20 protein-coding genes and 1 tRNA gene are annotated in these 22,503 nt (G+C 49.2%); 13 read left to right on the top strand and 8 right to left on the bottom strand.

Features of this window, described 5'->3' with window-relative positions:
• Nucleotides 1-104: 104 nt before the first annotated feature.
• A complete protein-coding gene (locus ACR9YC_RS07685; RefSeq protein WP_438725959.1) occupies nt 105-1,037 on the top strand; it encodes an MBL fold metallo-hydrolase in 933 nt (310 codons plus the stop codon).
• A 13-nt stretch (nt 1,038-1,050) separates the two neighbouring features.
• Here the strand turns inward: ACR9YC_RS07685 and ACR9YC_RS07680 are convergent, their stop codons facing one another.
• On the bottom strand, nt 1,051-3,417 hold the full coding sequence (locus ACR9YC_RS07680; RefSeq protein WP_438725957.1) for a patatin-like protein: 2,367 nt from the start codon (nt 3,415-3,417) through the stop codon (nt 1,051-1,053).
• Between the two features lie 127 nt (nt 3,418-3,544).
• Here ACR9YC_RS07680 and radA point away from each other — a divergent pair, with 127 nt between their 5' ends.
• From radA to ACR9YC_RS07665, 3 genes are read left to right on the top strand one after another with little or no spacing between them, the layout of a single operon-like run.
• Nucleotides 3,545-4,942, top strand: coding sequence for a DNA repair protein RadA (gene radA, locus ACR9YC_RS07675; protein WP_438725955.1), 1,398 nt, complete (start codon nt 3,545-3,547; stop codon nt 4,940-4,942).
• A gap of 9 nt (nt 4,943-4,951) precedes the next feature.
• The gene (locus ACR9YC_RS07670) at nt 4,952-5,470 is read left to right on the top strand and encodes a CvpA family protein (protein ID WP_438725953.1); all 519 of its coding nucleotides are present in this window, start codon (nt 4,952-4,954) and stop codon (nt 5,468-5,470) included.
• Nucleotides 5,471-5,521: 51 nt separating this feature from the next.
• Nucleotides 5,522-5,959: an iron-sulfur cluster assembly scaffold protein gene (locus tag ACR9YC_RS07665; RefSeq protein ID WP_438725951.1), complete on the top strand. Its 438-nt coding sequence runs from the start codon at nt 5,522-5,524 to the stop codon at nt 5,957-5,959.
• 2 nt (nt 5,960-5,961) lie between these two features.
• On the opposite strand, the gene aroB is transcribed toward ACR9YC_RS07665, so the two are convergent.
• Together aroB and ACR9YC_RS07655 are read right to left on the bottom strand one after the other, a co-directional pair.
• On the bottom strand, nt 5,962-7,062 hold the full coding sequence (gene aroB, locus ACR9YC_RS07660) for a 3-dehydroquinate synthase (RefSeq protein WP_438725949.1): 1,101 nt from the start codon (nt 7,060-7,062) through the stop codon (nt 5,962-5,964).
• Complete coding sequence (locus ACR9YC_RS07655; RefSeq protein ID WP_438725948.1) at nt 7,050-7,622, bottom strand: shikimate kinase; 573 nt, start codon at nt 7,620-7,622, stop codon at nt 7,050-7,052. The genes aroB and ACR9YC_RS07655 overlap by 13 nt, the downstream gene beginning before the upstream one ends.
• A 114-nt stretch (nt 7,623-7,736) precedes the next feature.
• Here ACR9YC_RS07655 and ACR9YC_RS07650 point away from each other — a divergent pair, with 114 nt between their 5' ends.
• From ACR9YC_RS07650 to ACR9YC_RS07630, 5 genes are all read left to right on the top strand, one after another.
• Nucleotides 7,737-7,874, top strand: a complete 138-nt coding sequence (locus ACR9YC_RS07650) for a hypothetical protein (protein ID WP_438725946.1) — start codon at nt 7,737-7,739, stop codon at nt 7,872-7,874.
• Nucleotides 7,874-9,781, top strand: coding sequence for a hypothetical protein (locus tag ACR9YC_RS07645; RefSeq protein ID WP_438725944.1), 1,908 nt, complete (start codon nt 7,874-7,876; stop codon nt 9,779-9,781). The genes ACR9YC_RS07650 and ACR9YC_RS07645 overlap by 1 nt, the downstream gene beginning before the upstream one ends.
• Before the next feature lie 13 nt (nt 9,782-9,794).
• Nucleotides 9,795-10,769, top strand: a complete 975-nt coding sequence (locus tag ACR9YC_RS07640; RefSeq protein WP_438731689.1) for a tyrosine recombinase — start codon at nt 9,795-9,797, stop codon at nt 10,767-10,769.
• Nucleotides 10,770-10,814: 45 nt separating this feature from the next.
• On the top strand, nt 10,815-11,765 hold the full coding sequence (locus tag ACR9YC_RS07635; protein ID WP_438725942.1) for an acetyl-CoA carboxylase carboxyltransferase subunit alpha: 951 nt from the start codon (nt 10,815-10,817) through the stop codon (nt 11,763-11,765).
• 128 nt (nt 11,766-11,893) lie between these two features.
• Complete coding sequence (locus ACR9YC_RS07630; RefSeq protein ID WP_438725940.1) at nt 11,894-13,378, top strand: M48 family metalloprotease; 1,485 nt, start codon at nt 11,894-11,896, stop codon at nt 13,376-13,378.
• Nucleotides 13,379-13,460: 82 nt separating this feature from the next.
• Here the strand turns inward: ACR9YC_RS07630 and ACR9YC_RS07625 are convergent, their stop codons facing one another.
• Complete coding sequence (locus ACR9YC_RS07625) at nt 13,461-13,628, bottom strand: Flp family type IVb pilin (RefSeq protein WP_438725938.1); 168 nt, start codon at nt 13,626-13,628, stop codon at nt 13,461-13,463.
• A gap of 125 nt (nt 13,629-13,753) precedes the next feature.
• The gene (locus tag ACR9YC_RS07620; RefSeq protein ID WP_438725936.1) at nt 13,754-13,921 is read right to left on the bottom strand and encodes a Flp family type IVb pilin; all 168 of its coding nucleotides are present in this window, start codon (nt 13,919-13,921) and stop codon (nt 13,754-13,756) included.
• 104 nt (nt 13,922-14,025) lie between these two features.
• On the opposite strand from ACR9YC_RS07620, the gene mutT reads away from it, so the two are divergent.
• Both mutT and ACR9YC_RS07610 read left to right on the top strand, forming a co-directional pair.
• Nucleotides 14,026-14,424, top strand: coding sequence for an 8-oxo-dGTP diphosphatase MutT (gene mutT, locus ACR9YC_RS07615; protein ID WP_438731686.1), 399 nt, complete (start codon nt 14,026-14,028; stop codon nt 14,422-14,424).
• A gap of 97 nt (nt 14,425-14,521) precedes the next feature.
• Nucleotides 14,522-14,598, top strand: a tRNA-Arg gene (locus ACR9YC_RS07610).
• 142 nt (nt 14,599-14,740) lie between these two features.
• Here the strand turns inward: ACR9YC_RS07610 and ACR9YC_RS07605 are convergent.
• Together ACR9YC_RS07605 and ACR9YC_RS07600 are read right to left on the bottom strand one after the other, a co-directional pair.
• Nucleotides 14,741-17,104 (bottom strand): EAL domain-containing protein, encoded by a 2,364-nt coding sequence (locus ACR9YC_RS07605; protein ID WP_438725934.1) that lies wholly within the window; start codon nt 17,102-17,104, stop codon nt 14,741-14,743.
• A gap of 116 nt (nt 17,105-17,220) precedes the next feature.
• A complete protein-coding gene (locus ACR9YC_RS07600; protein WP_438725932.1) occupies nt 17,221-19,158 on the bottom strand; it encodes a FecR family protein in 1,938 nt (645 codons plus the stop codon).
• A gap of 213 nt (nt 19,159-19,371) precedes the next feature.
• Between ACR9YC_RS07600 and ACR9YC_RS07595 the strand changes: the two genes are divergently transcribed.
• Both ACR9YC_RS07595 and folE read left to right on the top strand, forming a co-directional pair.
• Nucleotides 19,372-21,042 (top strand): ShlB/FhaC/HecB family hemolysin secretion/activation protein, encoded by a 1,671-nt coding sequence (locus tag ACR9YC_RS07595; RefSeq protein WP_438725930.1) that lies wholly within the window; start codon nt 19,372-19,374, stop codon nt 21,040-21,042.
• Nucleotides 21,043-21,206: 164 nt separating this feature from the next.
• The gene (folE, locus tag ACR9YC_RS07590) at nt 21,207-21,827 is read left to right on the top strand and encodes a GTP cyclohydrolase I FolE (RefSeq protein ID WP_438725928.1); all 621 of its coding nucleotides are present in this window, start codon (nt 21,207-21,209) and stop codon (nt 21,825-21,827) included.
• Between the two features lie 72 nt (nt 21,828-21,899).
• Here folE and ACR9YC_RS07585 read toward each other — a convergent pair whose 3' ends face one another.
• On the bottom strand, nt 21,900-22,376 hold the full coding sequence (locus tag ACR9YC_RS07585; protein WP_438725926.1) for a peroxiredoxin: 477 nt from the start codon (nt 22,374-22,376) through the stop codon (nt 21,900-21,902).
• Between the last annotated feature and the right edge of the window lie 127 nt (nt 22,377-22,503).

The following is a 22,503-nucleotide window of genomic DNA, read 5'->3' as shown; positions in this document are numbered from 1 at the left end:
GGTTGAGGCCCGTTATCTAGGGCTTTTGATATGATTGCGTAATGACATTACCTCTTTCGCGCTGCGGTAAATATGGTATTAAACACCGATTATATCAGGAGACCATGATGACGCTTCCCCAATCACTTCGTCAGCTTTTGGCAGCAACCGCTCTTGTTGCTGTGGCTATTCCTTTATCAGGTTGCACCAGCGGCAATGCGCAAAATGCCAATCGTTTTGATGCTGTTGAAATCAAAACCGAAAAGCTGAGCGAAGGTGTTGCAGTATTATTCGGCGCAGGCGGCAATATCGGCGTAAGTCATGGTGAGGATGGCACAATTCTGATTGACGACCAGTTCGCACCGCTAAGCGAGAAGATTCAAAATGCGGTTGCTGCCTTGGGTGCCAGCGAAGCAAGCTATGTGATCAATACCCATTGGCATGGTGATCATAGTGGCGGAAATGAGAATTTCGGCAATGCGGGCGCCACAATTTTGGCGCATGATAATGTTCGTGTCCGTATGTTGGGTGAACAGACATCCGGCCGCGGTAATAATCCGGCATCGCCCAAAGTTGCCTTACCATCAGTTACTTATGCTGATGGTATAAAACTGTTTATGAACAATGATGAGATCCATGTGATCCATATTCCGACAGGGCATACGGATGGCGATTCAATCATCTTTTTCAAAAAAGCCAATGTCATCCATATGGGTGATACCTTCTTCAATAAGGTGACATTGCCGTTTATTGATTTGAACAGCGGCGGTAACGCCAAAGGCATTTTGGCCTCGGCTGAAAAAGCATTGTCTCTTGCTGATGATAATACCAAAATTATCCCTGGTCATGGCCCTGTTGCAACACGTGCTGATTTGGCCGCCTATCGTGATCTGGTCGCAAACACTATTGATAAGGTTCAGAAAGCCATCGACGCTGGCCAAACGCTGGAGCAAGTTCAGGCTCAGGATTTATTGAAAGACGTCGATGTCAACAAAGAAGGGTTTATCAAGCCCGATGCCTTTATTGGTTTTGTTTATGAAAGTCTGAAAAGCGCATAAAATCGCGAGCACTTCAATTGTGCAAACCTTCAGCGAATGACTGTTCAACTTCGCCACGTATCTTGGTGATCAGTTTTTTGCTCAATGGCAATCTTTCCTGTTCCTCGTCCAAAATGGCGAGGAACATGGATTTTTTATAGTGGCGTATGCGCTTTTCCGCCATTTGCGACTCACCATCCAAAGTCGATACTACCAGATCAATCATCCTTTCAGCGCCGTGTAGGCGGCCCCAAATATAGTCGTTTTCGCGGTAACTGCGACTAAAAAACGCGCCGAAACTGTTAAATTCAATGCCGCGCAAAGTCGCGTCAGCACGGCCCTTGCGGATAGATTGCGCATCATCAGGTGAAATACGGTCGACTTTAATTGGGTCAAATTCGTCCATGCCTTCCCCTTGCAATAAGGGCAAAGTGGCAATGTCGTAAAATGGGAAGCCCAGATAGGCCAGCAATAGCTCGCGCCGTTCTTGTTTTGGCAATAAGCTCAAAGCCTCGCTTAGTTTAGTATCAATGACCGTATCAATGTCACGCAAGCTGCGTGCTTTGCCAAGGCGCTCCAGAGCAAGGCGGGGATTCTCTAGCGCAATTGCGGCGATATCAGCAAAATCTTCGCCATCTCTGCCACGCCCTTCAACATCGAGATAAAGAGCGAGACAATTATAGATGGTGTCATGCATCGCAATGATAGTTTGATGCGGAGCTGATGTTGATTTGGCAATATCGTTACCCAACCGCCTTGCAAGAAAGCGCAACCTTCTGACACGGAACCCCAGATCATGCTCGCGGAAAAAGGCTATGGCCTCATCCGTTGCCCCGCCTTTTGCGTCGGCAAGGTGATTGAGACCCTGTCCAGAGAGATGCTCCCAAAACTTCTCTCTCAATTCATATTGGTACACCGCGCTAGGCTCAAGATATGCTCTGCGCAGCGATGCGATAATATCTTCAATGATGCCGTTTAATTTTAACTGTCCATAAGCGGCATAGGTAAAGCCAGCCATATTGGCAGCTTTTGTCTGTGCTTTGTTGCGCCATTGCGAAAGCCGTTTGGGTGTTGGGCTATCAAGAAAGAGCGTTCTGCCAAAGAGTTTGTTAACAACGTCTTCGACATCTTCACGAAGATTATCCGTGATTTGCAGCATGCGCCTTACACGGTTGCTGCGATCTTCAATCATTTCCAAATTATCACGGATCGGCTGTTCGCGCGGAATATCAGAAATCGCACCAAAGATGGTCGAAAAGAAGCCGGGTAAACGTTTTTTGCGCTCGGCTTTCTTCTCTGAACAATCATTCTCATCGACTTTGTCGCGTGGCTGATAAAAATCCGGTTTGGGGTCGATATAGACAACACGGCGATCAACTTCACGATGCGCAGGTCGGTTCTTCAGGGCATCCATGGCCTGACCAAAAGGTGCGTTGGTCAATACGGCCCCATCGATCAAGACGGTTTCCTCACCTTCACCCGTTGCATATTGCCGTGGATAGGTTCGTTTTAAGAAGTTTTCCCGCCCCGGCCATTCGCGCTCTTTGGATTTTAGCAGTTGGTCAATTTCGTGCACCGTTAGTGGAGGGAAAGCACCGGGGAAACTTGCTGTAGCGCGTGCGGCAAAGGTCAATTCTGCGCTATCACCCAGAACATCATTCTCGCCGCGCGTTGCCGTGAAACCTATGGTCAGCCTGTGCTCAGTCTCGACAACTTCGGAAGGGCTATTGAGGCGCATGCGCTCCAAATGGCCAAAAAAGTCTGTTACCGTCACATAAAGGTCAAGCGGTTGACCGGTCGGGAGCAATTTGGGCCCGCGCTCTGCTGCCTCCATTGCATCAAATGCATTATATAAAAGCCGGGAAAAGCCGACACCACTAAAGGGCGGCGCGAACCAGCGTGCGCGAATCAATCGTGATAATTTGGTTTTAACTTCGTTGCGTGTTTCCTTGGCAACGGTGCGCTCAACCGCGCCTCCGGGCCTAGACAAAGCAAGCCAGACAAGCGGCTGTGCCCAGAATTTGCTAAAGCGTGAAAATGGCCGGGCATCAGGATCGAGCAAAATATCTATATCGGCGCAATCGAGCCATAGATCAGTCAATGGTTCCAGCGATTGCCCTGTGGCGATGGCTTGGGCAAGATATATGCCGTTGATACCGCCAGCGCTGGTCCCGGCAATGATGTCTGGCATGACGCGTAGTTTTAGCCGATGTTCATTGGACAGCTCTTCAAGCAATTCGCGATAAATGCCCTGACTGTGTGAAACACGCGGTTCATTGGCATGGAAATTCCGGCTAGCCCGGGTTAATCGCCAGATTTCTTTGGTAATGCCATGCATATAAACGGCCAAGCTGACGCCGCCATAACAGATAAGTGCAAGTCTGAGCTCTTTTTGACGCATGTCTTTTATTCGCCTGTTATGATCCATCTGGCAAGCTGGTTTTCTGAGTAACTGTCACAATGAAGATAAACAGGCGTGCAATAACACTAAGACTTGCGTTCCCATTATGTTCTGTTAATTTACCGCCATGGCGAAGTTAAAGAAAAAATATGTGTGTCAGCAATGTGGTTGCACTGCTCCGCGTTGGCAGGGGCAATGTGCGGATTGCGGGGAATGGAATACCCTTATCGAGGAAGCGGGCGAGACAGTTTTCTCAGCCAAGCATGATTTGAGCCGTGGTGGCCGCAAAATTACATTGTCTAGATTGGATAGCGATATACCAACGCCGAAACGTATCGGCAGTCAGGTTGCGGAACTGGACCGTGTTCTGGGCGGCGGTATCGTCCCGGGTTCTGCCATTTTGATGGGCGGCGACCCGGGTATTGGCAAATCAACCTTGCTGTTACAGGCTGCCGCCGAAATGGCCCGTAAAGGCGGGAATATTGTTTATATTAGTGGAGAAGAAGCCGCCGACCAAGTGCGTCTGCGCGGAAAACGTCTTGGCCTGGCAGATGCGCCTATTCATCTGGCAGCGGCGACATCTGTACGTGATATTCTCTCGACCCTACAGGCCGTTGATAATGTGCAGATGCTGGTCATTGATTCTATTCAAACGATGCATAGTGACCGGATTGAAGGTGCTCCAGGCACGGTGAGCCAGGTAAGGGCATCTGCGCAAGAATTGATTCGCTATGCCAAGGAAAGCGGCACAGCTTTAATGTTGGTCGGCCATGTCACCAAAGACGGAGCTATCGCTGGCCCGCGTGTGCTGGAACATATGGTTGACACTGTGCTGAGTTTTGAAGGCGAGCGCAGTCATCAATATCGGATTTTGCGCAGCATCAAAAACCGCTTTGGTGCGACTGATGAAATTGGTGTTTTCGCCATGGAAAGCGAAGGGTTGGTGGAAGTTGCCAATCCATCATCATTATTTTTGACTCAGCGGCAAAGTGATGTTCCCGGCGCCGTTGTCTTTCCAGCTTTAGAGGGAACAAGGCCGGTATTGGTTGAAATTCAGGCCCTCACGGTCAAACTGGCAAGCGGTGCCACGCCGCGCCGTGCTGTTGTTGGTTGGGATAATGGGCGTCTGGCGATGATATTGGCAGTATTGGAAGCACGATGCGGTTTAAATTTCACAAGCTGCGAGGTGTATTTAAATATCGCTGGCGGTTACCGGGTGCAGGACCCAGCGGCCGATCTGGCGGTTGCTGCGGCATTGATATCTGCTTTGGCCGACAAACCTCTGCCCAATGATGCCATTTATTTTGGTGAGATCGCGCTTTCGGGGGAGGTGCGAGCAGTTGCGCATCAAAATATCCGCTTGCGTGAAGCCGGGAAACTGGGCTTTGCCAAAGCAGTTTCGCCGATTGCCAAAAGTGCCAACACATCATCAGCAACGGATAATGGCTCTGCAAATAGCCCTGTTTCGGTACAAATGATTGATCGTCTGGCAAAACTCGTTGACCATATATTTTCAAATGATTAGCGCATTAGCGTGACCATATTTGATATTGCCATTTTGATTTTGCTTGGAGGTCTGGGCGTGCTCGGTTTTGGCCGTGGGTTCGTTCAAGAGGCCTTGTCTCTATTTGCTTTTGCCGGAGCAACATTTGCTGTCGGCTATCTGCATGATGATGTTACGCTCTATGTCGCCCCTTATGTGACAGGCGTCGGTGCGGCTTCCTTGCTATCTTACGCTTTGATCTTTGCCATTACCTATCTGCTATTGCGCTTTATTGCCGGACGAATCGGCAAAGGGGTTCGCGATTCAGCATTGGGCCCCATTGATCGGGTTCTGGGCATGGGTTTCGGAATGGTCAAAGGTCTAATCATTGCAACCCTGGCTTTCTTGCTCATCAATCTGGTCTATCAATTTGTATATGCCACGCGTGAAACGCCTGAATGGATAACCAGTGCGCGCACCTATCCTTTGCTCAATGCGTCCAGCAATGCCTTGGTCGAATATATTGATGAGCGCCGTGCCAGCGAAACAGATGCAGACGCAGCTGCGTAATGATTCTCATATTATGTGCGTCCCTATATGCGGATTGGCAGGTGCGTTGATATGAGCGCGACCTTATATAGCCGAGAGCTTCTGCGCTGGTCTGCAGAGCTATATAAATGGCCTATCAACGACGATGTCTTGCTGCGCGATACCATGCGGGCAGAACCGTGCGGCAGTGCCGTGACTATAGCGATTGAAACTGAGGGACAGGGCACTATTTCGCACTTTGGTATGGATGTGAAAGCCTGTGCTTTCGGGCAAGCCTCTGCGGCTATTATGGCCCATTATATTATCGGTCAGTCTGCTCAACATATTAACGCGATGTCAGAGGCTCTATCGTCTTTATTGGCAGGTGCAGATGCAATGGATGCAGATAGTATTTATGCAAAATGGCCGGAATTTCATCTGCTGGCCGCAGCTGCTCCCCATAGTGCCCGTCATGCCGCCATCATGCTGCCCTATAAGACAATATTGAACTTGCTAAACAGCCGCGTATAATTTCATTTTGCGGTTTTTAGAAAAGCCTTTGCGCTTTCTGCTGCAATATTATCGGCAAAAAAGGCGCGACCTATTCCTCTGCTTAATATGAAGGGCAGAGCGTCGCCAACGCGTTTCTTATCATGCTGCATATGGGCGAATAATATGTCGCCTTTATTGGTTAAACCTAGTCCAGCCAAACTCGCAGGTAGGCCGGATGCGGCAATATGCTCTGCAACGCGCTTGGCATCATCCTTAGAGCAAAGCCCAAGCTGCGCGGAAAAGTCATGCGCCAATATCATGCCCAATGCGACAGCTTCGCCATGGAAGAGCTTGTCAGAATATCCCGTTTCCGCTTCTAGAGCATGGGCAAATGTATGACCCAGATTGAGCAAAGCGCGCACATTCGCCGTTTCACGTTCATCTTGGGCTACAATATCTGCCTTTGCCTTCACGCTATGCGCAATGGCATATTCCAATGCTTCAGGATCGCGCGCCAGAATATGCGGGCTATTTTTATAGCACCAATCAAAAAAGCGCTCATCGTTAATCAGGCCATATTTTACGACTTCCGCATATCCGGCGCGCATATGCCTTTCTGGCAGGGTTTTGAGAACATCAGGATCAATATAAACGGCAACGGGTTGGTGGAAGGCACCGACAAGATTCTTACCGGCTTTGCTGTTAATTGCGGTTTTACCGCCAACCGAACTATCGACCTGTGCCAATAATGTTGTCGGTATTTGTACGAACTGACAGCCGCGCTTTATAATTGCACTGGCAAAGCCGGTAATATCACCAACAACACCGCCGCCCAAAGCGACGATAGTGTCCTTGCGATTCACTTGATTGGCGATCAACCAATCTGTTAGTTTTTCAAGCTCGCCCCAACTTTTCGCGTCTTCGCCAACGGGCAAAACGTAAAAGTGGGCCGATATGCCATATACGGACAGCTGTTCTGTAAAATGGTCCGTGTAAATTGCGCCGACATCTTTGTCAGTTATGATGTGCAAAGCGCCGCGCGACGCATATTGCGCTAACCTGCGTCCTATATCTTCAAAAAGCCTCGCTTCAATGTGGATTGCATAGCTGTGGCCATCTAGCTCCAGGTCTATTTTAGCCATTTGTTGAGCGCTCCCATGATAGATTTTACAGCCGCGCCATGCGGCCCATTCATACTCGAAACACGAATATCTGCTTCGGCATAGATCGGGTTGCGTATCTCGGCCAATTGGGTGAGAACTTTAACAGGGTCTTTATCACGCAATAAAGGACGTGTATTTTTTCGTGAAACCCTCTCAGCCAGAATCCTAATATCGCAATCAAGCCAGATAGAAATTGCACGTTTTTTGATCAACGTACGGGTATCGTCATTAATAAAAGCGCCGCCGCCAGTGGCGATAATCATGGGTTTTTCTTCGCAAAGTCGCGCAATAACCCTGCGCTCTCCATCGCGAAAATGCTCTTCGCCAAATTCTTCAAAGATTTCACTTACTGAACGATTTGCGGCTTTCTCAATCTCTTCGTCAGCATCAGCAAAGGGCAGACCCAATTGTGTTGCCAATCGCCGGCCGATTGTTGTTTTGCCAGACCCCATAAGTCCGACCAGAACCACTGGCCGGTTGATCATGTGGCTAAGTTTTGACAGTTTGTCGTCAGATTCCGGTTTTCGTTCTTGTTGCATCGTCACTTAGCCTATAATCGGGGAAAGATGTTAGGCAAGCATCGCTTTCATATAGGCGGCAAAATGCAGCAATGTTTGCCCAAAAACGGTTAATTAGGTATCTGAGCGAAATATATGCGTTTTTTAATTATCATCTTGGTTCTTTTGTTGCTGATTCTTGGCGGGGTTGGCTTTTATCTAGGCGGTGAGGAAACTGTGAGCCGCACCGAGACAGAGGTCGCAAAACCTGGAACTGAGGAAGCCGAAGAATAATGGCGTCGCATAAGAATCGCATGATCCTGCGTTACGCACTTATGAGCGGCATTTGCTGTTCTGCTCTTGGTTTGGCAAGTGTTGGTTACGGACAGGATCAAGATCAACCGGAATCGCTTCTGCCGCCGGGATTTGAGCAGCCTGCTGCGCCCGTTCAGCAACCTGCTAACCCCACGCCGCAGCCTTCTGCGCCTGTGGAGCAACCGACGGCACCTGAAAATACTGCTCCTCAAGAGCCATCAACCGGAAATGCCGTGCCAACGGACGAGCCCGATACACCGCAAGCAAGTCCTGTTGCGCCTGCAGCGCCAAGCAATCCGGATACGCCGGCCGTTCCCAATGATGTTGTTGCCGATATTGCCGATGATTTGGTGGCGAGTGATTTGGCTCCATCGCGTTTGCCGAGCCGTGCTCAGCGCTCATTGGCGCAAGTTGGTCTTATTGGAGCTACTCAGTCTGGTTTTCCTGCGGATTCCCTTGCTAATGTGAACGGTGCGTTTTTGACGCGTCTGCTCAATGGCATTGATGAACCTATTGTCTCGCGCTGGGGGCATATATTGCTTCGCCGCGCCTTGGTGAGCAGTTTCATATCCCCTCGCGATAGCCAGGAAACCCAATGGGTTGCAGCCCGGTCAAGGCTTTTGCTGGATATGGGGGAAGGGGTGCTAGCCAAGCATTTGGTGCAGGAAGTCGATGCATCCCGCTATTCGGGCAAATTGTTTGAAGTGGCGCGTGAAGCAGCATTGGCCAGCGGTGATTTGACAGCCTTTTGTCCCATAGCATCTGGCGGAGCTGCAGAGAGTGATGAGGCTGAGTGGCAGCTTATCATTGCCATTTGCTCGGCAATGTCCGGCAATTCGTCATCCGCGACCGCGCAGATTGACCGTGCTTCAAATGATCAGATAGCGTCGGATATCGATCTTCTGTTGGCAGAGAAAGTTGTTGGCGCTGGGGTCAATGGCCGCCGTGCAGTTAAAGTCGAATGGGACGGCGTAGATACACTGACAAGCTGGCGATTCGGATTGTCGACAGCAACGGGGATTAACCCGCCTGAAAATCTCTTCGATAATGCAGAACGCAAATTTCATGTGTGGCGGGCTTTGAATCCGGCTGTGACCATGGATGGACGCGTCACTGCAGCTTATAAGGCCGCTGCTGTCGGCGGATTGTCGAATAGCGCGATCGTCGATTTGTTCAGCGCAGCTTATGATCAGCCTGACCTATATGATCCGCTGCGTGCACGTACGGCATTGCTGCGTGAAGCTTATGTTTTGCGCGAAATACAGGGCCGTGTCGCAGCGATGCGTCAATTGTGGAACAGCAACACTGCACCATTGGAAAATTATGGCACTCAGGTACTGACTGCACGGGCCGCCGCAACGATTCCGGTTTCTGAGGAATTTGCCAATGATGCGGATATGCTTATCGGTTCGATGCTCTCTGCAGGCCTTGATCGTAATGCGCAGCGTTGGAGTAATATTGTGCCAACGGGCTCAAAGGGTTGGGCATTGTTACAAGTTGGCCGCGCTTCTCAAGACCAGCAGGTCAGTGAGGCAGATGTTCGCGAATATTATGATAATGATGCCAGTGATGGTCAGCGCTCTGCTGCATTTCTGGTTGCCGGCCTTTCGGCACTTGATCGAATGCCGGATGGCGTCGCTAATGAACTGGCCGAGGAATATGGTTTTGCCTTGTCAAAGTCGACCAAATGGCAACAGCATTTGCAGCAAGCCGTTGACCAAAATAATGCTGCTTTGGTTGTATTACTGGCCGCTGCGGGAATGCAGGGTGAAGATTGGTCGCAAATGGCACCTGTCCATCTTTACCAAATTGTACGTGCACTCAATGCAGTCGGTCTTGGCAATGAGGCGCGTATGATTGCCGCCGAGGCTGTCGCCAGGGCATGACGTTCATAGCATGATGGTTGGATCAGGAGGGTCTTCCGAAGCTTTGTCTGATGATGAAGCGATTGAAGGCTTTCTGGCTATGATGGCCGTAGAACGCGGTGCAGCCGCCAATAGTCTTGCTGCCTATCGCCGCGACCTGTTTCAAGCGTCACATGCTTTAAAAGGCCGATTAGCAGCTAGCACACCCGAAGATATGGGTGCATTGCAGGAAAAATGGTCCGCGCTCGCACCGTCCAGCGTAGCGCGCAAGATTTCGGCAGTTAGGCAGTTTTTTCGCTATTGTGTCGATGAAAATATGCGAGGCGACGACCCATCTGCCCAATTGGTACGGCCTGGCCAACGAAGATCTCTTCCAAAAACGCTGGACCATGCGGCGATAGCCAAGCTTTTTGCGGTGTTGGAGGCCGATTGTAGTGAAGAGAATGCAAAACCTGCGTCAATTCGGCTGTTGGTGATGGTTGAGCTATTATATGGTTCGGGTTTACGCGCCAGTGAACTGGTGTCTTTGTCAGCCAATGCCTATGCACCAGATCGACCATTTCTGATCATTAACGGCAAAGGTGGTCAGCAGCGTATGGTGCCTCTATCCGGGCGCGCGCGGTCTGCATTGGCCCGATGGCAAGACTACCGACCGTCAGACAGTTTATGGCTATTTCCCTCACGCAAAGCACATATTAGCCGCATTCGTTTATTCCAGTCGATCAAGGGTTTGGCATTGCGTGCAGGCTTAAACCCTGACGCGGTGAGCCCGCATGTGCTGCGCCATGCTTTTGCCACCCATTTGTTGCAAGGGGGTGCAGACTTGCGTGCTTTGCAGATGATGTTGGGGCATGCAGATATTACGACGACACAGATTTATACGCATGTGGACGCCGATCATCTAGTGAAGCTGGTTAATGCGCGTCACCCTTTGGCCAAATTTGATAAATCTTCATCTGGGCAGAGCCAGCCTGACAGCGTGGCGAGTCAAGCTGATAAGACAGATTGACGCAGCGTGAAGCAGCCGATAAGCGCGACCAACAGGAAATAGCTCATGACAAGTTTTTTAGAGTTTGAAAAATCCGTTGCTGCTTTGCATGCGCGAATTGCGCAATTGCAAGATACAACGACAGATGATCCGCTGGACAGTTTGGCGGATATTGAGAAGTTGCAGACAAAGGCAGATCGTCTGTTACGGCTGATCTATGCCAATTTAACACCTTGGCAGAAAACGCAAGTGGCTCGCCATCCAGAGCGCCCACATTTTCGCGACTATATCGATCTGATGTTTACCGATTTTATGCCATTGAGCGGAGATCGGGCTTTTGCTGATGATGCAGCTATTATTGGCGGCTTTGCAAAGTTGAATGGTCTGAAAGTGATGGTGATCGGTCATGAGAAAGGCCGGGATACACAATCACGGCTGAAGCATAATTTCGGCATGGGTCGCCCAGAGGGGTATCGAAAGGCGATACGCTTAATGGATCTGGCCGAGCGCTTTGGCCTGCCTGTTGTAACATTGGTGGATACTTCTGGCGCTTTTCCGGGAATTGACGCGGAAGAACGTGGCCAGGCCGAAGCCATTGCCCGCGCAACAGAGCGCTGCTTGACGCTCAACGTACCAATGATCGCCTGTATTGTGGGTGAGGGTGGTTCCGGCGGGGCTGTGGCCTTGGCATCAGCAGAGCGCGTGTTGATGTTAGAGCATGCCGTTTACTCGGTTATCTCACCAGAAGGCTGCGCTTCTATCTTGTGGCGCACTGCGGAAAAGGCTGATGAAGCAGCAGAAGCCATGCGGATCACTGCACAGCACCTTATCCAGCTTGGTGTTATCGATCGTATTGTAAAAGAACCAAAGGGCGGCGCGCATCGTGACCCTGCAATGACATGTGCGGAACTGTCACAGGCTGTTTCAGAAGAATTGGATGTTTTGCTTGCGCTTACACCAGCAGAATTACAGGAAAAACGCTATCAAAAATACCTGACCATCGGGCAATCACTGTAATGCAAAGCCGCTAACATGCGGCCGCCATATGCTAGGTGGTCATTGCCTGAGCAGAATATTTTACACAACAACGTTTGCGAACGCCGAAAATCACTATATTCTGTACCATTATAGGATTGGAAGGTTTTATGGTTTCGGGAAAAATGTTTTTGCGCACAACACTTTTGGCAAGTGCAGTTATCACGTGCGTGTCGTCAATAGCCACGGCCCCTGTGGCGGCTTTGCCGCTTCAAAAAGATGAAGTGCGGAGCATATCCGATGAGGAAAAAGCTCAAGGAGAGGCGGTCCATCCACAATTGCTTCAGCAATTTGGCGGGCCATATACTGGGTCACAAGCGGCCTATGTTGAAAGAATTGGCAAGGATATTGCTGTTCAGTCCGGCCTTGGAAATGCTCGTGAGGATTTCACCGTAACTTTGCTGGACTCATCAGTAAATAATGCGTTCGCAATTCCTGGCGGCTATGTTTATGTCACACGACAATTGATGGCGTTGATGAACGATGAAGCCGAATTGGCTGGTGTTTTGGGCCATGAAGTCGGCCATGTTGCTGCGCGTCATTCTGAAAAACGGCAGAAAAAAGCAAGGCGCAACAGCTTGTTCGGAGCGATCGGACAGATCGGTGCTGGATTGCTGCTTGGCAATTCAGGCTTTGGCCGCCTTGGTCAGCAAGTTTTTGGGACCGGTTCCCAATTGCTGACATTGCGATATTCCCGGAAGCAGGAATATGAAGCTGATGATCTGGGTGTGCAATATTTGCGTAGCGCTGGCTATGACCCGCGCGCAGTTTCGTCAATGCTATATTCGCTGGCGTTGCAAAATGCGCTTGATGCCCGGGCTAGCGGAAAACAGACATCATCAGTACCCACTTGGGCCAGCACACACCCTAATCCTGCAAAGCGTGTTTCGCGCGCTGCTAAAAAGGCTGGCGACAGCACCGGCACGCGCAATAAGACACGTTTTCTCAATCAGTTGGATAATATGGCTTACGGTCAGGATAGCGCCCAAGGCGTTGTACAGGGATCGCGCTTTATACACCCAGAGTTAGATTTCGTATTTGACGCACCATCAGGATATTCCATCAGTAACGGCAGTTCTGCGGTTTCTATTAACGGACAAGGTGGTCAGTCACAATTGACACTACGCACTTATAATAATGATTTAGGAGCGTATATGCGCTCCATTTTTGCGGAAGTGTCGAAAGAGCAGAATATCGCATTTGGTGAAATCAGCCGGACAACAATTAACGGTCTGCCAGCTGCCTTTTCCACTGCGCGCGTGGGTAGTGGGCGCGACATCCGTGACATCACAGTGTTTGCGTATGAGTTTTCACCAAGCCGGGCATTGCACTTTGTTACTTTGACAGCAGCTGGCCGCAGTGGCAATTTTACGTCAATGTTTAGAAGCATGCGGCGGTTGGCTGATAATGAGGCCGTTGGCATAAAGAATCGCAAGGTCAAGATTGTGACTGTGCAATCAGGAGACACAGTGGCCACTCTTTCTGCGAAAATGGCCTTTGACAGCCTGCAAGAAGAGCGTTTCAGGACTTTGAATGGTCTGTCTGCATCGGACAGTTTAACTGCGGGACAGCGCATTAAGATGGTGAGCTATTAAGCTGCTATCTATTTTGCTTTTTTACTTATGACAAAAAAAGGGCGACCCTAGGGCCGCCCTTTCTTTTAAAATCTGTATCAGATTAAGCCTGAACCAGATCGTCCGATACGTCATCGAACGTTGCGGTCAGGTTGTTGCCCAGGCTGCCCATTGCAGTGATGGCTGCAACTGCGATCAAAGCAGCGATCAGGCCATATTCAATTGCGGTGGCGCCTTTTTTGTTGGCGAACATGTTACGTACTGTTTTCATATTAGGTCTCCTTGGTTTGGTCATCATTACCCGGCCAGTTGATCAATCATTTCCGTATGATTTCCTGAACAAGCATTGATCGGTTTATGTGAAAAAACTTTCCAAATGTTTAACTTCCCGAAAAATCAATTCACGATATTGCGTTCAACAGTATCCCACATTTCGTTTGAGGCATTTCCGAAGTTCTGCATTGCCACAATTGCACTGATGGCGATTAAGGCTACGATTAGCCCATATTCAATCGCCGTCGCGCCTTTACGCGATTGCAAAACGTTATAAAAAGTCCTCAACATTGTGAGCTCCCGTTAAATCTTTCTTCCCGACGATTTCTTAATCGCCTATCGATCTTAACAAATGGTTTAAAAGGGCAAAGAAGTTGGAAAAAAACCTGACACTTATGATTGTCGTTGCACTTGCAATGACGCGTGATGATGGCCGAATTCTGCTTCAGAAGCGGCCTGAAGGCAGTGCTATGGCCGGTTTGTGGGAGTTTCCCGGCGGCAAGTTGGAGATTGGTGAAACACCCGAACAAGCCTTAGTGCGGGAGATAGAAGAAGAATTGGGGCTCGCTGTAAAAGCAGAAAATCTATCGCCCGTAGTTTTTGCAAGCGAACAATTGGCCAAGCGGCATTTGCTATTGTTGCTTTATCAGTGCAGCGATTGGGAAGGGGAGCCGAAAGCACTTCATGCGGAGGAGCTGCGCTGGGTAACGCTCGAAGAGATGACTAACTTGCCTATGCCTCCGGCAGATGGTCCATTTATCGGAGCACTGAAAAATGCGAAATGCGGCAATTGATCGCGTTGATGTGAAGATTCTTCATCTAATTTCACACTATTGACAAAAAGCAGTTGCCAAGGGCTTCTAGCCTGACTAATGGCAGTCACCTTATTGCGCACCCGTAGCTCAGCTGGATAGAGTACCTGACTACGAATCAGGGGGCCGGAGGTTCGAATCCTTCCGGGTGCGCCATTTCTCTATCTCTCGCGATAATGCGCTTCGTTCATCTCTCTGAAGAGAGATTTTGTATTCGGCAGCTATTTGGCCTTGCGAACACTTTTGTGTTCGAAGATGCTTTGCTTCGCTATATTATTTTCTAATATATCACTTTGGATCAAGCAGTGGCAGATTTGGGCATATCGCCATTCATAAACTCTTGCTCGAACATCTGGGCATTGACTGGCTTTCCAATATGCCAGCCTTGAACAAGGTCACAGCCTTGCGATTTGAGAAGCTGCAGAGTTGCTTCATTTTCCACGCCTTCTGCAACAACTTTGAAATGCATCTGATGCGCAAGATCAATGGTAGATGTTACCATCACCCTATCAAGTTCATTGCCGGTCATATTACGGATAAATGCTTGATCAATTTTGATCTCATCTGCGGGGAAATCGCGCAAATAGGACAATGTGGACTGACCAGTGCCATAGTCATCGATGGAAACACGAACGCCCGTAGCCCGTACTCTGGCCAATACCTTACCAGCATCATCAAGATTTTTGACCGATGCAGTCTCAGTGATCTCAAAGGTAATCTGTTCTTTATCCAACATGGTCTGTGAAATTATGGAAAGCGCTTCTTCAACAAAAGTCTTGTCATCAAGCAGAGCCACAGAAATGTTGATAGAACTGGACATGCGTAAGCCTTTTGCGCGCCAATTCTCAAGATCGAACAGCATCTGGCGCAGCATATAAAGCGTTAGATCGGTTATCTTTCCTGCATTTTCCAAAAGAGGAATGAAGTGATCGGGGCGTATATTGCCTAGTTCTGGATGCTGCCATCTAGCAAGCGCTTCGGCTGATGTAATGCTATTGGTGCGCGTATCCAATTTGGGCTGATATGCTACCCATATATGACCATTATCCATGGCCTGTTCGATATCATTCAATATCGTCAGTTTTTGCTGTGCAACGGCATTGATATCATTGCTATATGGCAACCAGCGATAGCCCAGTTCTGCGGCTTTATATGCGGCTATTGTCGCGTTTGACTGTAATTGTGGCCAATCCTTAGTATCCGCAGCGTGGAAGCCACAATGAACGTTGAGACGGATCTGCTTAGTACCGACAGAAAATGGTGCGAGAAAGAATGCAGAAATAGTCTCAAAATAGTCTCCAAGATTCTTGGCATAATTTTCTGGCACAATCCAAGCGAGTTGATCATCACCGATCTTAAAGACGCGGTCGTTTAAAGTGAGGAAATGTAGGCGGCTTGCGGATGATTGGAGCATCTCGGCCCATTGGTCGGCGGTGCAGAGGCCATGTACTTCGGCGTAATTGGCAATTTGAAGAACGGCGAGGCGTGAAATGGGGTGTTTACGCTCCAAACGTCGACCGAACCATATTAATGCCATGGAATTTGGAAGTCCGGTTTTGTGGTCGCGATAGCGCTCTCTCTGCATATTTTCTATCGAACGTATGATCATCGATATGGCAACAAAATTAATAAGCAACACTATTGCATTGCCAATCGCAAAGTCCGCCAAGGCAGTTATATAAAAAGTAATGTTGAGCAAACATATTACAGCGCCCGTAACCACTGGTGCTATGGGCACGTCCGTTAAGGTTTTGCGTTTGGGCATCCACCGCGCGCCAGCTATAAGCATTAATATGACCAAGGCTATAGCGGGCCAATCATTGATGACCGGCATATTATAGCCACTTTGTAATGTTTCCGCTGCTAATGCATGCAGGAAAACTCCGGGTATTATGCCGTGGTGAGGCGTAGAATAAAAATCACCCAATTCTATTGCAGATGCCCCGATGAGGATTGTTTTGCCGTTCAGAACCTCGCTGCCGACTTTTCCTTCGAGAATATCAACTGCGCTGACGGCTGTGATAGTGGAAGGATCTATGCTTTGGTCGATAGGAAAAGAGTCGCCAAGGCGTCCTGTGCTGGATGTTATCAGCGCCCCCATGGATGGACGCAATGTGTCGCCAGTAATTTCCCCATAGCTGTACATTGCCACCTGACCATATTCATCGGGGTGCACATTGACCGATGCCAGAATGGCGTTGTTGCGAAATTCTGCAAGGGGAAGATTTTCTATAGCAGTGTTGCTCTGGCTGCTGCTCTTTTGCCGAAACGTTGCGAGAATGATTGTTGCATCCGATTTTGCAATGGCTTCGGCAAAGCGTTGATCGGAAACGGGGTTTGATCTGGCGGAGAAATCGACATCAAAAGCAATTTGTTCTGCTCCAGCGGAAGATAAACGTTCAACCAGTTGAGCATGTACATCGCGCGGCCAAGGCCATGTCCCAACGCGCTGGATTGATTTTGCGTCAAATTCGACAATAACAATTTTGTCAGAGGCGTGTTTGTGAAAGATTTCGCTACGCACCGAAGTAAATGCGTGATCGACAGTATTGCCTATGCCCGCGAAATTGGCAATTAGCGTCAAAAATAAAGCAGCAAAAACCGCACCCGCAAAATAGGCGCGGGCAGGATTCTTTGCCACAATATAAAGAATTTTACGCAAGCTACTAAGCCCCTATTTGCCTGTACTGACTTCAATAAGGGTATAATTCTAAATTAGCGTTAACTAGAAAAAATTAAGAGTGAATACTTTAAGGTTACAGTATTCTCTCATACTTATTAATCGAGGTTCACACGCCCATTACGACTAACATTGGTAGGGCGTCCATTAGATCGATCATCACTTTCTTCTAGCCCGTTTTCAAACGAAGATTCACCTGCCCCTGGGCCGTCAAATATGTCTATAATGATACGACAAAGAGTACGGCAGCGGCCTCTACCTCTACCCCCATCATCGTCATCATCGTCGCCAATATCATCGTCATCATCGCGGCCGTTGCCGTTGCCGTTACCGGGATTGCCGTCATCGTCGTCATCATCGCGGCCGTTGCCGTTGCCGTTACCGGGATTGCCGTCATCGTCGTCATCATCGCGGCCGTTGCCATTGCCGTTTCCGGGATTGCCGTCATCGTCATCATCATCGCGGCCATTGCCATTGCCGTTGCCGTTGCCGGGATTGCCGTCATCATCGCCATCATCGCGGCCATTGCCATTGCCGTTACCGGGATTGCCGTCATCATCGCCATCATCGCGGCCATTGCCATTGCCATTGCCGTTGCCGTTACCGGGATTGCCGTCATCATCGCCATCATCGCGGCCGTTGCCGTTGCCGTTGCCGTTACCGGGATTGCCGTCATCATCGCCATCATTGCGGCCGTTGCCATTGCCGTTGCCGTTGCCGTTACCGGGATTGCCGTCATCATCGCCATCATTGCGGCCGTTGCCATTGCCGTTGCCGTTGCCGTTACCGGGATTGCCGTCATCATCGCCATCATCGCGGCCGTTGCCATTGCCATTGCCGTTGCCGTTACCGGGATTGCCGTCATCATCGTCGTCATCGCGGCCATTGCCATTGCCGTTACCGGGATTGCCGTCGTCATTTCCGGCATTGCCATTGCGATTACCGGGATTGTCGTCGTCATTTCCAGCAATGCCATTACCGTTGCCAGGGTTGTCGTCATTGTCGCGACCATTACCGTTGCCGTTACTGGGATTGCCGCCGTCATTTCCGGCATTGCCATTGCGATTACCGGGATTGTCGTCGTCATTTCCACGGCCATTATTGCCGTCGTCATCTAGAACACGCAAATCAATATCTAGCAAAGGTGCTGCGTTTCTTGGCCCCGAAGGAGCGTTGTCTTCTGAAACATTAGCATTACCGTTTATTGCTGTTACGGCATTGTCCGGCACCAGAAGAGGGCTTTTATCTTCGGGACTATTCGATTGAGCGAGATTTCCACCAGCTGAGGATACACTGGGAGATTGCCCGGTGATAAGGCCATTGGTTAGGCCACCTAAATCAACAGATGCCACACGTACTTCTTGAATTTTGGGTGCTGTAACTGTGGAACTAGCAGCCGGAGCCGTAGGCGCAGCTTTGGGGCTAGGGCTACCTGTTGGTTTATTGGGAGATTCAATACGGCGTGAGGAGCGTCCGCGAACATCCAATGAAAATGGATTATTACGCTCAACCAGGCCAATATCACCCGGCAGCAGCAATTGGGTGGCGCCGCCATCTAACGTTGCTACTTCAACCGCGCCTTCGGTCACCTGGACTGTAGCGCCTTCTGGACTTACTGAGACGTTAAATGTGGTGCCTTTGACAACAGCCGCCATATATGGCGTTTCAACCGCAAAATGCTGATCTTTGCGTTTATCCACTTTGAACATCGCATTGCCGAAATATTGTATAAACTGGGTCAGGAGGCTTTTGGTTTTCTGAGGAGCGACTTTAATGTGACTGTTGCGAGAGACAACGACATATTGCTGTCCGCGTGTAATAACGGCGCGGCCGTTCGCTCCGGTTTTTATACTCTCGCCAGCGCTCAGCTTAATGCCTTTCACAGCGACTTTGCTAATACCGTCTTTGAGGATAGAAACTTCACCCTGTGATTCGGATACTGTCCAAGATGACGATTGGGCGTAGGCATTGCTACCTAGAAAAATACTAGAAAACAGCGCTATAGCTATTAATAATCTTCTGTGAAGCGTCGTCATTACATGGTCCCTTAGCTATATCATTAGCCAGATATGAAAATTTCCTACGCTTTCGATTTAGAACGGAACTTCAATGAAAGGGTTTCACTAATTAGCTAATGCAGCATTAACCATAAGGCCGAGCCACTCTTTAACAGGTCAGCACTTAAGAGGCTGATCATGAGACCAACATCATCTTATTTTTGTTTGCATAGGCCTTTATCATGCCTGGCTATGATGGCTTTTTGCCAACCTGGCGCTGCATTTGCGCAATCTGGCAATGCCGTTGATGTATCTGTGGTCGAGCTAATTGCCAAAGATGTTACGCCTGATAAGAATGAAGAGGCTTCTGCCAATCAGTCAGCGGTTGTACAACTTGCCTCGGCTGCGCCTTTGTCGTCACCTGCTCCACAAAGCCCACAATCAAACACTGCAAACTCTGGTGCAAATGCCAGTGGCGCAGATAGTTCGTTTGTGGGTTCAATTGCAATTGAAGGCGCGGAACGTCTGTCGATTGATACATTTTCGTCAGTGGTTGAGGCCAATATTGGCGTGGAAATGGATGCCGAAGATCTGGCGCGCGTCACGCAGGAGATTGCAGACTTGGCCCGTGATCAAGGGTTTGTTTTTGCAACAGCCAGAATACCTGAACAATCACTGACCCATGGCATATTGACCATAGAGTTAAAGGAAGGACGCATAGATGAGGTCCGTATTAAAGGATCGGATAACAGCGCGCTGGCTGCGCTATTGGCGCCTTTAGAGGGCGCGATTGCCCGCAAAGATGAAGTTGAGCGGCGGCTGGTCCTAGCGGGCGACATTCCGAAAATCCGCGTTAGACGCACGAAACTATTAAGCGAAAACGGCCTAAACATTTTGCAAGTCGAAGTAAGCGAGCGCAAAAACCGCTTCGGAGCGCGCGTAGATAATTATGGATCGCAGCGTATAGGCCCGGTGCGGGCGCGTTTGTCATATGATTTTAATGGTCTGCTCGCAGATAGCGATCAGGGCAGTGTGAGCGTGCGGACAAATCCTCTCGACCCAGAAGAATTCGCCTTTGCCAGTGCGTCCTATTCTGTACAGGTCAATAATGCAGGCACGCGGCTGGGCGTTTTTGGTTCTTTCGGCAATAATCAGCCAGGCGAACGCGTCAACAATGTTGAAGGCGAAAGTATTTACGCGGAGGTTTCCGCCAGCCATCCATTGGTACGTTCTAATGATGCCAGCCTGTGGTTGAATGTGAAGGCGGCCTATCTCACTATTGAGCAGGATGACGTGATAGGCCTATTGTCGCAGGACAATCAGGTAACATTTTCGGCTGGCCTATCTTCTAATGTAAAGTTTTTAGGTGGTCGTCTTCGTGCCGGTGCAACTTTGGAGCAGGGCGTGGACCTGTTCAATGCCACACGTGAAGGAAACATTTTTGCCTCGCGCTTTGACGGTGACGCTGTTGCGACAACAGGCCTTTTCTACGCCAGCTGGCGCAGTTCTCTCGGTGGGAATTGGGGAATACTCCTAAGTGCCAATGGCCAGATTTCCAACCGTCCTTTGTTGGCAGCACGTGAGTTAAATATTGGTGGGCCATTCTCCGTTAGAGGCTTTGATTTCTCTGAAGTATCAGGGGAAAACGGTTTTGTTGCTCTAGCAGAGATCAACTATTCTATCCAAAATCCGACCAGCTGGATCAGGCGTTTGCAACCTTATGGCTTTGTTGACATGGGCTATGTTGATAATCTGGAAAATGGTTTTGGTAGTGGGACATTGGTTTCTAGTGGTCTTGGCCTGCGCGGCTTTGCCGGACCGTTTAACTTCGAATTGGAAGGTGCTGTTCCACTCAATCGTGATCGCGATCAAAGCAATAGCCGTGAGCCGCATATCAATGTCCGCGTTGGTATAGACCTCTAGACCTCTTTGTGGAACGTGGTAAGTTGGCGCATATATTTTAGAGAGTGACGTGTTCCTGCATATTTGATTAGGAACCTTTACCCCTATTAACCGTTATTCCTTCAAATCCGAACCTATATCGCATAGGTAACAATTGATACTTTCCGGAATACCAAGGAATTACAATGAATTATGCAAACAGGTCTGATACAGAGACCGGTAATCCATATGCTTCACCAAAACCCGAAGTGCCGGAAGATGTGCAGAATGCAATCCGTACCTTGATTAAATGGTCAGGCGACGACCCGGATCGTGAAGGATTGAAAGATACACCAAAAAGAGTGGCACGCGCTTGGGCAGAATATTGCCAAGGTTATTCAGAAGACCCAGCATTGCATTTAACGCGTACCTTTGAAGAGGTTGGTGGCTATGATGAGGTTGTTTTGCTGAAAGACATTCCGTTTCAATCGCATTGTGAGCATCATATGGCGCCGATTATCGGTAAAGCTGCTATTGCCTATTTGCCCAGAAACCGCGTTGTTGGTATCTCCAAACTTGCTCGTGTTTTGCATGGCTATGCGCGTCGATTGCAAATTCAGGAGCGTCTCACTGCGGAAGTTGCTGATTGTATATGGAGTCATTTGGACCCGCATGGCGTGGCTGTTGTGATTGAAGCAAGTCATGCCTGCATGACCGCTCGCGGTGTTCGCACTCCTGGTGTAGGCATGACTACAAGCCGGGTAATGGGCTGCTTCTTGGACGATCCGCGCAGCCGTAAGGAAGTGCTCAGCCTGATGGGTTATTGATAAAAGCACTAAGCTATAAAAAAGGCCCGAGAGCATATGCGCTTCGGGCCTCTTTTATAATGATGGCAATATTTAGAGGTTGTCGAGCATATACTCGGCAGAGCTTACTTTGAAATCGCCTGGTTGTTCAACAAACAACTTCTCAACCACACCATCATTGACCACCATGGCAAAACGCTGACCGCGTGTACCAAGGCCGAAACCGGAACCGTCCATGGTTAATTCCATCTGCTCAACAAAATCACCATTACCGTCTGCCAACATGGTGACCGAATCTGATCCGGCGCTTTGGTTCCATGCGCCCAATACGAATGCGTCATTAACGGCGGTGCAAGCAATCTCATCAATGCCTTTGGCCTTCAAAGCCTCAGCTTGCTCAACATAGCCGGGCAAATGCTTGGCTGAGCATGTTGGTGTAAATGCACCAGGCACAGAAAAAAGGGCAATCTTTTTGCCAGCAAAATATTCGGATGATGACACTTGTTCAGGGCCTTGTGCTGTGGCTTTGACAAGTTTTGTTTCAGGCAGTTTTTGGCCTTCTGCAATCATGGGGTGCTCCTTAATTTTATGCGGCATATCGCCAACATTTCATCCATTATGTCGTATCACGCAGCTGCACATGCAAGATGATTTTATTGCACTATCGCAGAAAGTGACATTTTGAAGGATTGATAGG

The organism is Parasphingorhabdus sp. DH2-15 (assembly GCF_051668705.1).
Taxonomy (GTDB): domain Bacteria; phylum Pseudomonadota; class Alphaproteobacteria; order Sphingomonadales; family Sphingomonadaceae; genus Alterisphingorhabdus.
This window is presented reverse-complemented; position numbering and strand designations above follow the sequence as displayed.

Coding starts and splice junctions, on each gene's coding strand:
- ACR9YC_RS07680 (WP_438725957.1), bottom strand. CDS start 3,417: ATGCGTCAAAAAGAGCTCAGACTTGCACTTATCTGTTATGGCGGCGTC.
- ACR9YC_RS07645 (WP_438725944.1), top strand. CDS start 7,874: ATGGCGTCGCATAAGAATCGCATGATCCTGCGTTACGCACTTATGAGC.
- ACR9YC_RS07665 (WP_438725951.1), top strand. CDS start 5,522: ATGAGCGCGACCTTATATAGCCGAGAGCTTCTGCGCTGGTCTGCAGAG.
- ACR9YC_RS07620 (WP_438725936.1), bottom strand. CDS start 13,921: ATGTTGAGGACTTTTTATAACGTTTTGCAATCGCGTAAAGGCGCGACG.
- ACR9YC_RS07625 (WP_438725938.1), bottom strand. CDS start 13,628: ATGAAAACAGTACGTAACATGTTCGCCAACAAAAAAGGCGCCACCGCA.
- ACR9YC_RS07585 (WP_438725926.1), bottom strand. CDS start 22,376: ATGATTGCAGAAGGCCAAAAACTGCCTGAAACAAAACTTGTCAAAGCC.
- ACR9YC_RS07650 (WP_438725946.1), top strand. CDS start 7,737: ATGCGTTTTTTAATTATCATCTTGGTTCTTTTGTTGCTGATTCTTGGC.
- ACR9YC_RS07635 (WP_438725942.1), top strand. CDS start 10,815: ATGACAAGTTTTTTAGAGTTTGAAAAATCCGTTGCTGCTTTGCATGCG.
- ACR9YC_RS07655 (WP_438725948.1), bottom strand. CDS start 7,622: ATGCAACAAGAACGAAAACCGGAATCTGACGACAAACTGTCAAAACTT.
- aroB (WP_438725949.1), bottom strand. CDS start 7,062: ATGGCTAAAATAGACCTGGAGCTAGATGGCCACAGCTATGCAATCCAC.
- ACR9YC_RS07640 (WP_438731689.1), top strand. CDS start 9,795: ATGGTTGGATCAGGAGGGTCTTCCGAAGCTTTGTCTGATGATGAAGCG.
- folE (WP_438725928.1), top strand. CDS start 21,207: ATGAATTATGCAAACAGGTCTGATACAGAGACCGGTAATCCATATGCT.
- ACR9YC_RS07600 (WP_438725932.1), bottom strand. CDS start 19,158: ATGACGACGCTTCACAGAAGATTATTAATAGCTATAGCGCTGTTTTCT.
- ACR9YC_RS07685 (WP_438725959.1), top strand. CDS start 105: ATGATGACGCTTCCCCAATCACTTCGTCAGCTTTTGGCAGCAACCGCT.
- ACR9YC_RS07595 (WP_438725930.1), top strand. CDS start 19,372: ATGATGGCTTTTTGCCAACCTGGCGCTGCATTTGCGCAATCTGGCAAT.
- mutT (WP_438731686.1), top strand. CDS start 14,026: ATGATTGTCGTTGCACTTGCAATGACGCGTGATGATGGCCGAATTCTG.
- ACR9YC_RS07630 (WP_438725940.1), top strand. CDS start 11,894: ATGGTTTCGGGAAAAATGTTTTTGCGCACAACACTTTTGGCAAGTGCA.
- radA (WP_438725955.1), top strand. CDS start 3,545: ATGGCGAAGTTAAAGAAAAAATATGTGTGTCAGCAATGTGGTTGCACT.